The 12,116-nt window shown below is 68.7% G+C and carries 16 protein-coding genes and 3 pseudogenes; 11 read left to right on the forward strand and 8 right to left on the reverse strand.

Annotated features, from left to right (window positions below; translation table 11 throughout):
* Window positions 1-61 precede the first annotated feature (61 nt).
* Together ABR571_RS05675 and ABR571_RS05680 are read left to right on the forward strand one after the other, a co-directional pair.
* Window positions 62-706, forward strand: a complete 645-nt coding sequence (locus ABR571_RS05675; RefSeq protein WP_409452215.1) for a hypothetical protein — start codon at window positions 62-64, stop codon at window positions 704-706.
* Between the two features lie 261 nt (window positions 707-967).
* On the forward strand, window positions 968-1,492 hold the full coding sequence (locus tag ABR571_RS05680; protein ID WP_409452216.1) for an MOSC domain-containing protein: 525 nt from the start codon (window positions 968-970) through the stop codon (window positions 1,490-1,492).
* 102 nt (window positions 1,493-1,594) lie between these two features.
* Here the strand turns inward: ABR571_RS05680 and ABR571_RS05685 are convergent, their stop codons facing one another.
* Complete coding sequence (locus ABR571_RS05685) at window positions 1,595-1,963, reverse strand: VOC family protein (protein ID WP_409452217.1); 369 nt, start codon at window positions 1,961-1,963, stop codon at window positions 1,595-1,597.
* The gene (locus ABR571_RS05690; protein ID WP_409452218.1) at window positions 1,960-2,619 is read right to left on the reverse strand and encodes a uridine kinase; all 660 of its coding nucleotides are present in this window, start codon (window positions 2,617-2,619) and stop codon (window positions 1,960-1,962) included. Before ABR571_RS05690 ends, ABR571_RS05685 begins: the two co-directional genes overlap by 4 nt.
* 178 nt (window positions 2,620-2,797) lie before the next feature.
* Here ABR571_RS05690 and ABR571_RS05695 point away from each other — a divergent pair, with 178 nt between their 5' ends.
* From ABR571_RS05695 to ABR571_RS05710, 4 genes are all read left to right on the forward strand, one after another.
* Window positions 2,798-3,343, forward strand: a complete 546-nt coding sequence (locus tag ABR571_RS05695; protein ID WP_409452219.1) for a dihydrofolate reductase family protein — start codon at window positions 2,798-2,800, stop codon at window positions 3,341-3,343.
* 105 nt (window positions 3,344-3,448) lie between these two features.
* A complete protein-coding gene (locus ABR571_RS05700) occupies window positions 3,449-4,360 on the forward strand; it encodes an LLM class flavin-dependent oxidoreductase (protein WP_409452220.1) in 912 nt (303 codons plus the stop codon).
* Window positions 4,357-5,187 carry an LLM class flavin-dependent oxidoreductase gene (locus ABR571_RS05705; RefSeq protein WP_409452221.1) on the forward strand — a complete coding sequence of 277 codons (831 nt, stop codon included), beginning with the start codon at window positions 4,357-4,359 and terminating at the stop codon, window positions 5,185-5,187. The genes ABR571_RS05700 and ABR571_RS05705 overlap by 4 nt, the downstream gene beginning before the upstream one ends.
* Before the next feature lie 75 nt (window positions 5,188-5,262).
* Complete coding sequence (locus tag ABR571_RS05710; RefSeq protein ID WP_409452222.1) at window positions 5,263-5,724, forward strand: phage tail protein; 462 nt, start codon at window positions 5,263-5,265, stop codon at window positions 5,722-5,724.
* 78 nt (window positions 5,725-5,802) lie between these two features.
* On the opposite strand, the pseudogene ABR571_RS05715 reads toward ABR571_RS05710, so the two are convergent.
* Window positions 5,803-6,297 (reverse strand): annotated as a pseudogene (locus tag ABR571_RS05715) (ROK family protein); the annotation flags it as partial.
* 26 nt (window positions 6,298-6,323) lie between these two features.
* On the opposite strand from ABR571_RS05715, the pseudogene ABR571_RS05720 reads away from it, so the two are divergent.
* The 3 genes and pseudogenes from ABR571_RS05720 to ABR571_RS05730 all read left to right on the forward strand — a co-directional run.
* Window positions 6,324-6,509 (forward strand): annotated as a pseudogene (locus ABR571_RS05720) (keto-deoxy-phosphogluconate aldolase); the annotation flags it as partial.
* 68 nt (window positions 6,510-6,577) lie between these two features.
* Window positions 6,578-6,961, forward strand: a complete 384-nt coding sequence (locus ABR571_RS05725; RefSeq protein ID WP_409452231.1) for a helix-turn-helix domain-containing protein — start codon at window positions 6,578-6,580, stop codon at window positions 6,959-6,961.
* A gap of 48 nt (window positions 6,962-7,009) precedes the next feature.
* Window positions 7,010-7,426 (forward strand): VOC family protein, encoded by a 417-nt coding sequence (locus tag ABR571_RS05730; protein ID WP_409452223.1) that lies wholly within the window; start codon window positions 7,010-7,012, stop codon window positions 7,424-7,426.
* A 27-nt stretch (window positions 7,427-7,453) separates the two neighbouring features.
* Here the strand turns inward: ABR571_RS05730 and ABR571_RS05735 are convergent, their stop codons facing one another.
* The gene (locus ABR571_RS05735; RefSeq protein ID WP_409452224.1) at window positions 7,454-8,659 is read right to left on the reverse strand and encodes an MFS transporter; all 1,206 of its coding nucleotides are present in this window, start codon (window positions 8,657-8,659) and stop codon (window positions 7,454-7,456) included.
* 108 nt (window positions 8,660-8,767) lie between these two features.
* Between ABR571_RS05735 and ABR571_RS05740 the strand changes: the two genes are divergently transcribed.
* Window positions 8,768-9,196 carry a GNAT family N-acetyltransferase gene (locus tag ABR571_RS05740; protein ID WP_409452225.1) on the forward strand — a complete coding sequence of 143 codons (429 nt, stop codon included), beginning with the start codon at window positions 8,768-8,770 and terminating at the stop codon, window positions 9,194-9,196.
* Window positions 9,197-9,201: 5 nt separating this feature from the next.
* Here ABR571_RS05740 and ABR571_RS05745 read toward each other — a convergent pair whose 3' ends face one another.
* The gene (locus ABR571_RS05745; RefSeq protein WP_409452226.1) at window positions 9,202-9,810 is read right to left on the reverse strand and encodes a sulfotransferase family protein; all 609 of its coding nucleotides are present in this window, start codon (window positions 9,808-9,810) and stop codon (window positions 9,202-9,204) included.
* Window positions 9,811-9,875: 65 nt separating this feature from the next.
* Here ABR571_RS05745 and ABR571_RS05750 point away from each other — a divergent pair, with 65 nt between their 5' ends.
* On the forward strand, window positions 9,876-10,430 hold the full coding sequence (locus ABR571_RS05750; RefSeq protein WP_409452227.1) for a TIGR03086 family metal-binding protein: 555 nt from the start codon (window positions 9,876-9,878) through the stop codon (window positions 10,428-10,430).
* Between the two features lie 111 nt (window positions 10,431-10,541).
* On the opposite strand, the gene ABR571_RS05755 is transcribed toward ABR571_RS05750, so the two are convergent.
* The 3 genes and pseudogenes from ABR571_RS05755 to ABR571_RS05765 all read right to left on the reverse strand — a co-directional run.
* A complete protein-coding gene (locus ABR571_RS05755; RefSeq protein ID WP_409452228.1) occupies window positions 10,542-10,979 on the reverse strand; it encodes a TIGR03618 family F420-dependent PPOX class oxidoreductase in 438 nt (145 codons plus the stop codon).
* A 14-nt stretch (window positions 10,980-10,993) separates the two neighbouring features.
* Window positions 10,994-11,722, reverse strand: a complete 729-nt coding sequence (locus ABR571_RS05760; protein ID WP_409452229.1) for a hypothetical protein — start codon at window positions 11,720-11,722, stop codon at window positions 10,994-10,996.
* 170 nt (window positions 11,723-11,892) lie between these two features.
* Window positions 11,893-12,116: pseudogene (locus ABR571_RS05765) on the reverse strand (hypothetical protein); the annotation flags it as partial.

Raw genomic sequence — 12,116 nt, forward strand, 5'->3', positions numbered from 1 at the left:
TCCCGGCCGTCAACGTTGCCGACCCCGGCGCCGGATGACCGGCCTGCGTAACGTTCACGAAATGCCCGATGCCGACCTCGTGTGCACCCGTCGATCACTGCACGCCGTAGCCGAACTCGTTCTCGCCGGGCCCCAGCACCGGGCGACCGGGGACATCAGGCTGCGGGTCTCGCCCGGCGGCTTCCGCACGGTCAGCGCGCCCGATCTTCGGGTCGAGGGCGATCATCTGGTAAGTGTCGAGCTGCGCGTTGCCATCGACGGCGGGACCGCGCGCTCCCTCGCGGCCGCTGTCGGGCATACGGCAGGAGAACCCGCGGGCGTCTACGGCGAAGGATCCGGCTGCGGGATCGACGACGAACTGCACCTCGATCGGACGGCGGCGGGCCGCATCGTCGCCGCGTACGCCCTGGGCGATGAGGCGCTGCGGATGATCGCCCCCGACCAGGACCCGGTGTTGTGGCCCGAGCATTTCGACGTCGGTATCCGCGTGGGCGACGCCAACTATGGCGTCTCGCCGGGTGACGGGTTCCTCGCCGAACCGTACGCTTACGTCGGCGTGGACCCGGTGCCCGACGATCCGTACTGGAATGCTCCGTTCGGTCGCGCCCAGTCGATGACGGACTTCACCACGGCCGAGCAGTTGGCCACCTTCTTCCGGGACGGCACTGCTCGGTTCGAGGCGGCCGCTCGACGCATTGGCCTGTGAGCTGCGCGGCCGACGTCACTGCCGGCCGACCGGCCAGCAGCGCTTTGAACGAGAGCGTGAGCATCCTCGGGCAAGCCCGAGCCGGGCGTCGCGGAATGGTGGCTCGGCGAGCGTCGTTGCGTCGGCATGGCCGGAACCGATCTCGACGCCGCCGTCGGAAAACTGATCAGCGTTCATGTGGGACGACCGCGCACAGTGCACAGTGCACGGACCGACGTCGCGACTGCTATCTGGAAGCACCCGGTCGACGGTCGCGTGGACGTGCGAGGGGTCAACATCGTCGGTGACGACCAGGCTGACCGCTCCGTTCACGGCGGTCCGGACAAGGCGGTTTACGCCTACGCGGCCGAGGACGTCCTCTTTTGGGAGCAGGAACTCGGGCGAAGCCTGGGCGAGGCCGCGTTCGGGCAGAACCTCACGACCGAGGGCATCGATGTCTCCGGCGCCGTCATCGGTGAACGTTGGCTCGTCGGTACGACCCTGCTCGAGGTCGCGCAGCCACGCCTGCCCTGCTACAAACTCGGACTCCGGATCGGCGAGCCGGGCTTCGTCAAGAGGTTCGCGCGGGCATCACGTCCCGGGGCCTATCTGCGCGTGGTCGACGAAGGTGACCTCGGCGCTGGTGACGTCGTCACCGTGTCCGGTCGTCCCGAGCACGCAGTCACAAGTCGAATGGTGTCCGAGGCGATCCTGGTCGATCCGTCGCTGCTACCGCTCGCCCTTCGCGCACGGCAGCTCCCGTCCGAGCTGCGAGAGTGGATGGCCGATCGGGTCGCGGACCGCTGAGGCCCAACGCCTGTGCAACGTGCTTCCCGCCCGGCGTGGTTGATTTCCGGCCGGTTTTCCAACCACATCGGGCGGGAAGGCATGGCTCGGACGTGGACGGTCTCAGTCGGCGGTCACCGTCGTTATGCAGAACGGGTGGCCGGCGGGGTCCAGGAACACGCGCCACCGGCTGTCGGGCTGGGGCTGAACCTCGATCGCGCCGAGGCGCACGGCTCGGGCTGATGGTTCCTCCAACTCGGCACCCGCCGACAGATCGAGGTGAACGATCGACGAGCCCGGCCAGATCGGGCGGGCATACGGGACGACGCGCTGCGCGACCAGAACAGTCCCGTCGATGCGTGCGCCGGAGCTGGATGGCTTTTCCCATAGGCGCTCGCCGCCGAGGAGCTCCACGTAGAACGTGATCAATGCTGCTGGGTCCGGGCAGTCGAGAGAAATCCCCGCGATGCGTAAGCCGTCATCACTTGTCATCGGCTCATCTTTTCGTGTGCCGCCACGCCGGGCACTCGAACGACGTGGTGCGCTCGTTGAGCCAGCTGGCACCGCCCCAGATAGATCCGCTGGCCCTCGACATACCGGCGGACGGACGGATCGTCCGGATCGGGATTCGTACCGTCCCGGTCAGCCATCCTGCGAACGCTGACGCTGACGCTGAACGGAACGTCCAGGAACACCGACACGTCCCAAAGATGCGCCCACTCGTCGCGGAGCAGGAACATGCCTTCGACTATGACGACATCGCCCGCCCGGACGAGGACCGGGTTGTCCACGATCGGGCGGTCCGTCCGATAGTCGAACGCCCGAGACCGGATCGATCGTCCGCCGCCATCAGACAGTGGCTCGATCACGTTCGTGATGAACGTGTGCAGGTCGTAGGTGTCGCGGAAGTAACCCTCGGGCGAATCGCGTCCCAGCCGATAGCGAATTGCGCGCGGATGCAGGAAGTCGTCCATGTGCACGACGTGCGCAGTCCGTTGACGCCCGGCGTAACGAGCAGCAAGTTGGGCGGCGAAAGTCGTCTTGCCGCTTCCGGCGACGCCGTCCACGGCCACCACCACCGGCCGGTCGAGCCGAGGCGTCGAACGGACCAACGCGTCCACACCGTCCACGTGTTCCACGATGCCCACGCCGTCGAAGAGTAGCGAAGGGGCGACCCATGACGTACGTCATCGGTCGGCGGTGACATCGACGCCTATGCGGATGTTGCGGCGATCCAGAGGATGTTCCAGATGGAAGCCGAGGTCCGTGGCCGTCCGACTTCCCGGAGCCCCGGAGCAGAAGAAGGATGACCGAATTGAGGGTCCGATGAGCCGCAACGTCGTGTTGTACGAACTGATGTCCCTCGACGGATTCGCCGACGACCCGGGCGAGGGCGAGTGGTTCGGCGACGCCGACGAACGTTTCATGGGTTTCCTCGACGAGGTCATCGCCAAGCAGGACACCGTCCTGCTCGGGCGACGGACGTTCGACAAATGGGCGCCGTATTGGCCGACATCGACCATGCAACCGTTTGCGGACTTCATCAACACGACACCGAAGCTGGTGTTCTCCTCCACGGATCTGGGCGTCGCCTGGTCGCCTAGCGACCAGGTCCGCGCGGCGGCCGCCCCGTTCGTGACCGACCTGAAGCGCACGGACGGCGGCGACATCGGTATCCACGGCAGCCTCTCGCTGGCGCGGACGCTGCTCGCGGCGCAGCTCGTCGACGAACTCCGCCTCGTCGTCGCGCCCAGCCTCGACGGTCGCGGCAAGCGACTCTTCGACGGCGATGCCGGCCTGCAACGCTTCGAACTGCTCACCTCGGAGCGCTCCGGTGGATGCCTCTTGCTGCACTACCGGCGCCGCAGCTGACCATCACCCCGTTCCGCTGCGCGGCCGTAGCGGTTACGGCTTGCTGACCTCGTGGCCCATGGCGCGTGATGCGCGCACAGCCTCGCTCGCGGTTAGGTTCGGGGAATGTCTCTTCGCGTCGGAGTCCAACTACCCGAGGTCGAGCGTCCAGTGCCGTGGCCCGAGATGGTGGCCATGGCGAGGGCGGCGGAGAACGCGGGCTTCGACTCGATCTGGCTGGGTGACCACCTGCTCTACGACCTGCCGGACGGCTCGCGGGGGCCGTGGGAGGTATGGACCGCCCTCGCCGGGCTGGCCAGCGTGACCGAACGGGTCGAGCTGGGCCCGTTCGTGGCGTCGACGAGCTTTCACGCGCCGGCCATGCTGGCCAAGAGCGCCGCCACGGTCGACGCCATCTCCGGCGGCCGGCTGATCCTCGGCCTCGGGGCGGGGTGGAACCAACGGGAGTACACCGCCTACGGCTTCCCGTACGACAAGCGCGTCGCACGGTTCGAGGAGGCGTTCACGATCATTCGCGAGCTCGTGCGCACCGGCCGGAGCGATTTTCACGGCGTGTACTACGACGTCGCCGACTGTGTCCTGGACCCGAAGCCGCTACGGCCCGGCGGCCCTCCCCTGATGCTGGGGTCGGTGAGTCCGCGGATGATGCGCATCGGCCTGCCCCACGTCGACGCATGGAACGTGTGGTGGAGCGACTACCGAAACGACGTCGACGGCTTTGCCGCCGTACGGGCACGGGTCGAGGACGCACTCGTCGAGGCCGGCCGTGCGCCGGGAGAGGTTGAGGCGACCGCAGCGGTATTCGTCCACCTGCCCGGCGGCGCGGGCCGGCTGGCGGGCGAGACCAACGAGGACCCGACGATTCGACCGGTCCTCGTGTCGGACCTGGCCGAGCACCTCCGCGCGATGGCCGGCGCCGGAGCCGCGCACTTGCAACTCGTCCTCGATCCGATCACTGTCGAGTCGATCGACGCCGTCGGCGAGATCGTGCGAGACCTGCGCGAGGTCCGGACATGAGCGCCTCACCGGCAACTGGCGGAACGAGAGCATTCCGTTTCGGGGTCGTCGCCCCGGTCAGCACCGACCTGCGGACGTGGCGGGATCGAGTGCGCCGGATCGCCGACGCCGGTTACTCGACGCTGCTGATGCCCGACGTGCCGCGGTGGCAGCCGGCCGCGGCCCCGACGCTGGCGACCGCGGCCGCACTCACCGACCTGCGAGTGGGCACGTGGGTGTATGCCTGCCCGCTACGTCCGGCTTGGAACGCCGCCTGGGAAGCGCACTCGTTGTCGGTGCTCACCGAAGGCCGCTTGGAGATGGGCATCGGCACCGGCCGGCCCGGTATCGAGGACGAGCTCCGTGAACTCGGGCTGCCCGATCTGTCACCAGCCGAGCGGCTGGCCCGCGTGCAGGAAACCATCGCCGCCCTGCGCGACCTCGACGACTCCGATCTGCGCACGCCGGTGGCGATGGCCGTGCGGGGCCCGAAGGCCCAGGCGATGGCGGCTGAACTCGCCGACACCGTCACCTTCGCGCTGTACCCGGATGAACCTCGGGCTGAGGTCGAGCGGCTGATTCGGGGTTTCCGCCCTGCCATGGACGTCGAACTGGCGATGCATGTGCCAGTGGTCGGCGAGAGCGTCGCGCCGTTCATGGCGCCGCCCGACACGGACCCTGGCCCGCTGCATGCAGCCGACTCCCTCGCCGCACTTCCGGACGACCCGGGCTCGGCGGCCGAAGAGATCCAGCGGCGGCGGGAGGAGCTCGGCTTGAGCTACTTCATCTTCGGGGCGGAGGCCGCCGAGGCACTCGCGCCGGTCGTCGCACGGCTGGCCGGCGCTTGATCAACAGCTCGTTCTTGTCGTTATTCGACGGAAACGGTCTGTTGATCAACGATCGGGGTCTCGTACCATGGCGCCGTGACTTACGAGGTGGACTTCAGCAACGTCTCGACCGTCGGCTTGGAGTCCTCGCCTGTGGCGGATGCGCTTGCCGGCCTGCGAGCCAACGAGGCGCGGTACTTCAGGAACAAGTACGACGCGGCGTTCACCGTCGAGCCCGCCGCGGAGGCCCAGGACGTTGTCGAGTGGGTCCACAACATCCTCAAGACCGAGCGCGACATCGTCATCGCCTCACCGCCGCTGGAGGCGGCGGCCATGGAGGTCGACAACATCCGATGGCCGTACGTCTTCTACCAGAGCGGCCTGGCGATCAACGTCCTGTACTCACTCGGCGAGTCGAAGAAGCGCGCCGTCGGGTTCAAGCTCTCCGACGGGATGGAGGTTCCCGTCGAGCTGAGCTCGTTCAAGTTCGCGCGCCAGAAGTCGAAGCTGGCCGGGACGATCCGGGGATCCTATTTCGTGATCAAGGGCGAGTACTGAGTACGTCGCCGCCGATCTCGCAAGCGAGTCGATCAGGGCGTCGACCGCCTTCGGGCTGAGGACGGCGTCGAGCGCGAGCATGGCGCAGCCTCGGACGCCGGACTGCACGCCGTACGTGGCCGGGCGGATCTCCAGATCGCGGGTCGCGATCGCGCTGGCATCGCTAGAGCGTCTCGCGCGGCCGGCGACGAACAGGTCGTACGCCGGCAGCATGTCGCCGCCGATCACGATCAGCGCGGGGTTGAGCAAGGTGACTGCGCCGGCAAGCGCTTCACCGAATTGCCGGCCGCTTCGCCGTACCTCGCGGCGGGCGTCGGTGTCGCCGCTGGTGGCCAGGGCGATGACGTCGCGGACGTGGGCGACGTCGCGACCCTTCTCGCGCATGCTGCGGACGAGCGCCCAACCGCCGGCGACGGCCTCGATGCACCCGACCTCGCCGCACCGGCAGGGGACGCCCTTGGCCGGCGCGTACCTGACGTGCCCGATCTCGCCGGCCGCGCCGAGCGCACCGTGCTGTATCGCGCCTCCGCTCATGATGCCGGCGCCGAAACCGCTCGAGGCCTTGACGATGAGCGCGTCGGCGAATCCGGCGAGATGGCCTCCCCCAGCTGCGCTTCTGCCGGACCGGCGGGATCACGGCGGCGACGGCGCCGGACTTCCTCGCCGAGCCGAACGTCGGCTGCGTCGGCGGGACGTGGTTGACGCCGGCGAGCGCGCTCGCGGCGAAGGACTGGGACCAGGTACGAACGCTCGCCCGGCGGGCTTCGGAGCTCCGCCGCGGCTGACCGATGGGGTCACACCGGTGTGGTGGGATGACTCGGTGAGCGAGGAGCAGGAGGCGGTCAATCGCCGCATGCTGCGAGCGCGGGACGCGATGGATCGTGCTTATGCCGAGCCCCTCGACATCCCCACCCTGGCTGCGATCGCGTACGTGTCCGAGGCGCATTTCATCCGCACCTTCCGGGCGACGTTCGGCGAGACCCCGCACCGCTACCTGCAGCGCCGACGGGTGGAACGGGCGATGTTCCTGCTGCGCATCACCGATCGCCCGGTGACCGAGATCTGCATGGCGGTCGGCTTCACGAGCTTGGGGACCTTCAGCCGGACGTTCCGCGCGATCGTGGGTCAGTCGCCCTCGACGTTCCGCGCGCAACGCGTCGTGCTGGCGGCACCCACCTGCTTCTCGATGAGCTGGTCCAGGCCGAGCAGTTTCGGAGAAGCGGTCGTCGGCGACTGACCCATAGCGTCATCGACGGCAACACGAACCACCACGCTTGGAGGAACAATGTTCAACTCGATCAACATGAGCCATGTCTTCGTGCTGGACCAGGACGAGGCGCTGGACTTCTACGTCAACAAGCTCGGTCTCGAGGTCGGCGTCGACATCGACTTCGGCCCGATGCGTTTCCTCACCGTGCGCGTGCCCGGCGACCCGGGCCGCGAAATCCTGCTGGAACTGCCGGGACCGCCTGGGATGGACCCGGAAAGTGGCGAGCAGACCCGCGAGCTCGTGGCCAAGGGTGCGACCGGCTTCACCTTCGGCCTCACGACCGACGATTGCCGCAAGACCTACGAGACGCTCAGAGAACGCGGCGTGGAGTTCACCGAGGAACCAACCGAGCAGCCCTACGGCGTGGACTGCGGTGGACGCGATCCGTTCGGCAACCACTTCCGGATCGTGCAGCTAGCCCAACCGGCCTGACAGCAGTCCACGGATGAACTCGGCGGGTCAGGACCTGGCCGCCGTCGACCGCGAGGTGCGGACGAGGCTGATGAGCGCGATCGCACCCAGCACCGCGATGGCCACGGCGAAGCTGACTGCTGTCTTCTGCAGCCCGATCGCGTCGCTCGAGGCGCCGATGCCGACCACGGGCAGCGAGATGCCGACGTAGCAGACGGCGAAGAAGCTCGAGCTCACCGCGGCCCGCTGCTCGCCCGGGCTCGCGCCGACGATCGCGCCGAGCGCGGAGCGGAAGCTGCAGCCCTGCCCGAGGCCGGCGACCAGGCCGCCGGCGACCAGGATCGGCAACGACCTCGTGCCGATGCCCAGCCCGATCACGGCTGTTCCGACCACGAGCAGGCAGGTGCCGCCGAGCAGCGCCGGCCGGGCCCGGAAGCGGATCGAGACCAGCTGGCCCACCGCCGATGCCGCGAACACGACGAACACGACGACGCCGGTCAACAACGGGTTGTGATGGCCGAGCAGGCCGAGCGTCGCCGGCGTGACGGCGGTGAAGAAGCCGAGCACGGCGAACCCGGCGAATCCCGCGGTGCCGGCGCTGAGGAAGATCGTCCGAAGCGATGCCGGCACGCCGAGCCGCTGCACGGCGAGCCGACGCGGCCTCTGGACGTCGACCGGTTCCGGCATGCGCAGCACCGCAATCAGGGCGACGCCGATGAGTACCACATGCACCGCGTACGGCGTCACCAGCGGATGCGGCTCCGACCTGGCCAGCGCACCGGCGACCAACGGGCCGAGACCGAGGCCCCCGATGTTGGCGACCGCCGCGACGACGGTTGCCCGCGTGGTGTGTTCGCCGGCGAAATCGGCCAAGGTGGCCGTCGCGGTGCCGGTGAACACACCGGCCGAGAGCCCGGACAGGAAGCGACCGACCAGCAAGAGCGCTAGGCCGCCGGAATGGGCGTGCACCGGCGCGGCGGCCAGGAACACCACGGACGACAGCAGCGCCGCCGCGAGCCCGGCCAACAACACCGGCCGGCGGCCGAGCGTGTCGGACGCCCGGCCGAACGCAAGCAGCGCCGCCAGCACTCCGATCGCGTACGTGGCGAAAACGATCGTGACGGTCAGCGCACCGAAATCGAGCTGCCGCTGATAAGTCGGATACAAGGGTGTCGGCAGCGTGGTGCCGAGCATGGTGGCGACGAACGCGTAAGCGGTGGCCGCGAAGGCCAGGGCGTAGGAGGCGCGGGGCACGATTCGATCCTGCCGCCCGCTCGATCGTCGGCCGCGCGGGCCCCGTGCCCTGACGCTGTTGCGCGACCCGGCGAACGGGCGCGCCACCCGCGTGGCAGGGTTGGCGGCATGGCCGACTATCAGGTGGACGCAGATCCGCAGCGCATCGACATGGACGTCGTCTGGGCTTACCTTTCGCGCGAGGCGTACTGGGGGCGGGGCCGGAGCCGGGCCGATGTCCAACGACAGGTTGACGGCGCGTGGCGCGTCGTGGGTGCCTACGCCGACAACGGTGCCCAGGTCGGATTCGCGCGAGCCATTTCTGACGACGTCGCATTCGCCTACCTCGCTGACGTCTTCGTGCTGAAGGATCATCGCCGCCACGGGCTGGGCCGGCGACTGGTACGGACGATGATCGACGAGGGCCCCGGCGCTGACTTCCGCTGGTTGCTCCACACCGGCGACGCGCCGTTCCTCTACGCCAGCTTCGGTTTCCGACCCACTGACCGGACGGTGCTCGAACGCCCAGCCGGCCGCCCCGGCATCGTCGAGCCCTGAACCGATCACGCCGGTCCGGACTCCAACCGGTTGTCGGCCCGGAACTGGTCGGTGGTGTTGGTCCAGGGGAACGGCTCGTCGGGTACCGGCACACTCAGCCGCTCGCAGAGGGGCGCCCATCCGTCGGCCACCGTCCACTCCAGCAGGCGGTCCGGAGCGATCGCCGAGCGGACCGCGGTGTAGTGCCGCTCGTAGGCGGCGATCAACGTGGCGCGGTCGTCGGATGGGTTCCCGAACCACTCGCGCCAGAGGTTGCGGAAGGGTGAGGACCCGTGATCGTCGTCGAGCTGGAAGATGGTCGATGCCGCGCTGCGGTACCAGTCCTCTGCGGGACGGGTCGACAGCACGATCAGCGCGTCGGGGAACGCATCGCTGAGCTCTCGCCAGAACGCCGCGCCAGGGAAGTCCACCTGGGCGACGTAGCCGGCGAAGACCTCCTCCCAGTCGACCGCCTCGCCCCGCAGGGCCGGAGCCCAGAGCGGGAGGTGCCGTTCGGGGTCTGCGAGGACCTCGGCCATGTGGTGGCAGCGCCCGCCCAGCAGCCGCTCAAGCGCGAGCTTGAGGGAGTAGGTCCCGGTGCGCCCGAGCCCGGGCCCGATGACTTGCAGCGCCACGACGGCAACCCTAGATCGCAACGGCTCGTGATCACTTGGGTTCCCTCGCGCGTTAGCCTGCGACGGTGGAGCTGATCGATGCCGCCTCCGCCGAGTTCGAACGGGTCGTGCGTCGACTCCCGGCAGACACCTTCGATCGGCCGACGCCGTCGCAGCTGTCGATCCGCGAGTTGATCGAGCATGTCGTGTTCGGCAACCGCTTCACCGCCCTGCTGCTGGTCGGCGTCGATCGCGACGAGGCGGGCAACGCTTTGGCCGGTGACCAGCTCGACGAAGACGCCCTCGCGGCGGTGATCGAGTCGGCACGGCGCCAAGCGGAGGCGTTCGCCGCCGCGCCACCCGGCCGGTCGATCCCGGGGCCGATGGGCGAGGTTCCGATCGCGGCGTATCTGCGCTTTCGGCTCGTCGATCTGGTGGTCCATGCCTGGGACCTGCTTCGGGGGGCCCAACTCGACGAGGCTCTCGATCCGAAGATCGTGGCCGCGCTCATCGACACGGTCGAACCGCACCTCGACGAGATGCTCGCCTACGGCGCGTACGGCTCCGGTCCGAGCGGCACGCTGCCGCCCGACGCGTCACCCCAGACGCAGCTGCTCGACTGGTTCGGCCGACGGCCGTAACAGCGATCAGCGCGGTCAGCCTGCTGGATCGTCGCCTCGTGGAAGGTCTCGCCCCGCGCGCCGGTCGAGGTCGACGTCGGACCGGTTCTTGAGGCAACCGAACTTGCCGGCTCAGTTTCCGTAGACCCGTGCGGGCGTGATCAGCACGGCGGCCCGCCGTTGTTCGATCATGGTGCGGTCGTACTCGTCCCAGTTGTCATGAGTGCCGCCCGCCGCGACGAACACGTCCCGGAGCAGCCGCCGGAGTCGCTCACCGTCGATGCCGTCGTGGGGGTCGTCCGGTCCGATGACCACCGCACGTCCCTCGACGGTGCGCCACTGCCACCCGTGACGTGTCGTGGCGGTGATTTGTGGACGCGCCCGCAGGTTCGCGAGCTTCACCTTGCCGTAGGTGACGAACGCCAGCACCGGCTGGCCGTCGAGCGGGCTGGCCATCACTCCCGCGTTGACCAGCGTCGACTGGATCGTCGCGTCCTCCCGCAGCGTCGAGACAACGGCCAGACCGTCCACCTGTCGAGCGAGATCGGCGAATGACTCGAGCCCGGGCATGCACTCAACTTACGTCAGCCGCCGCCACCGCCCAGTGAGCCGACCGCGCGGGCGATGACCAGCAGGGACGTCAACAGTGCGGCTGTCGCCTCGAGCCCCATAAGCGCCTTCGCACGGTTGGTGAGGGGCATCGTGTCGGTCGGGCTGAACGCGCTGGAGTTCGTCAGCGACAGGTAGAGGTAGTCGAGGAAGATCGGGATCCAACCCGAGGTCTTGCTCGAGCCGGCCGCCACCTCGGTGACGGTGTCGTCATTCTCGTCCTGGGAGAACCGCCAGTCGGCGGGGGGAAGCTTGTCGCGCCGGGCTTCGCGCCGGGTGACCGGGCCACCGCGGTCCAGCTCCCAGTAGAGCAGCGCGAAGCCGATGACGTTGGTCAACCACACCTGCATGGCCGCGACCAGCAGGTCACCGCCGGCAGTGCTCTTCTTGGTCAGCGCCGCGACGAGCATCCCCAGTGCGACGAGATTGGCCGAGATGATCAGAGTGGTCAGGGTCACCGACGCGATTCGCGACCAGCGGGTCCGACGGATCATCCGGGTCGGGTTGGTGACCAGAAGCGCCGCCAGGAGAACCAGCTCAGCCGCCGGTATCACCAGTCGCGGAAGGAGCAACACGGAGTTCGGGAGCAGGGCGTAGGCCACGCCGGCGACGACGACAGCGAGCGCAGGCGGCAGCCGGTTCTCGCCCTTTCCGACTCGGCGATGCGATATCTCGTCGTCGAGCCAGTTCCCCCGAGCACTCATGGCGTCCAGGATGCACCGCGCCGCCGCGAGACCCGGGCAATGACCGCGGCGGCACGCCGAGCGGGAGGCCGGCCATCGCCTGCCGGCCGCTACGGCGGGAGCTCGAGGTTGGTTGTATCTGGGTTTCTGGGTGGGGGGTGGAGTCAAGGGGTCTTGGCAACGGTTGTCGGTCAAGCTGCGAGGAGCAGCTTGTTCAGCCGGTCGGCTGGGGTCTCTAGGCCCAGGGTCGGGCGTGGACGCTTGTTGAGGATGTCGGCGACGCGGTGTCCGATGCAGCCCCGGTACTGCCCGTCCGGGCTGGAGTTGCGCTGGACCTCGCGCCAGACGACGCCCTTGTTGCGGCCGATCAGCTCACCGATCGCTGCGAAACTCAGTTTAAGCCGCAACCCGGCCT

Source organism: Jatrophihabitans sp. (assembly GCF_046262535.1).
In the GTDB taxonomy this organism is placed as follows: Bacteria; Actinomycetota; Actinomycetes; order Mycobacteriales; family Jatrophihabitantaceae; genus Jatrophihabitans.

Coding starts and splice junctions, on each gene's coding strand:
- ABR571_RS05695 (WP_409452219.1), top strand. CDS start 2,798: ATGAGCCGCAACGTCGTGTTGTACGAACTGATGTCCCTCGACGGATTC.
- ABR571_RS05725 (WP_409452231.1), top strand. CDS start 6,578: ATGCTGCGAGCGCGGGACGCGATGGATCGTGCTTATGCCGAGCCCCTC.
- ABR571_RS05740 (WP_409452225.1), top strand. CDS start 8,768: ATGGCCGACTATCAGGTGGACGCAGATCCGCAGCGCATCGACATGGAC.
- ABR571_RS05730 (WP_409452223.1), top strand. CDS start 7,010: ATGTTCAACTCGATCAACATGAGCCATGTCTTCGTGCTGGACCAGGAC.
- ABR571_RS05755 (WP_409452228.1), bottom strand. CDS start 10,979: ATGCCCGGGCTCGAGTCATTCGCCGATCTCGCTCGACAGGTGGACGGT.
- ABR571_RS05700 (WP_409452220.1), top strand. CDS start 3,449: ATGTCTCTTCGCGTCGGAGTCCAACTACCCGAGGTCGAGCGTCCAGTG.
- ABR571_RS05675 (WP_409452215.1), top strand. CDS start 62: ATGCCCGATGCCGACCTCGTGTGCACCCGTCGATCACTGCACGCCGTA.
- ABR571_RS05760 (WP_409452229.1), bottom strand. CDS start 11,722: ATGAGTGCTCGGGGGAACTGGCTCGACGACGAGATATCGCATCGCCGA.
- ABR571_RS05705 (WP_409452221.1), top strand. CDS start 4,357: ATGAGCGCCTCACCGGCAACTGGCGGAACGAGAGCATTCCGTTTCGGG.
- ABR571_RS05685 (WP_409452217.1), bottom strand. CDS start 1,963: ATGACAAGTGATGACGGCTTACGCATCGCGGGGATTTCTCTCGACTGC.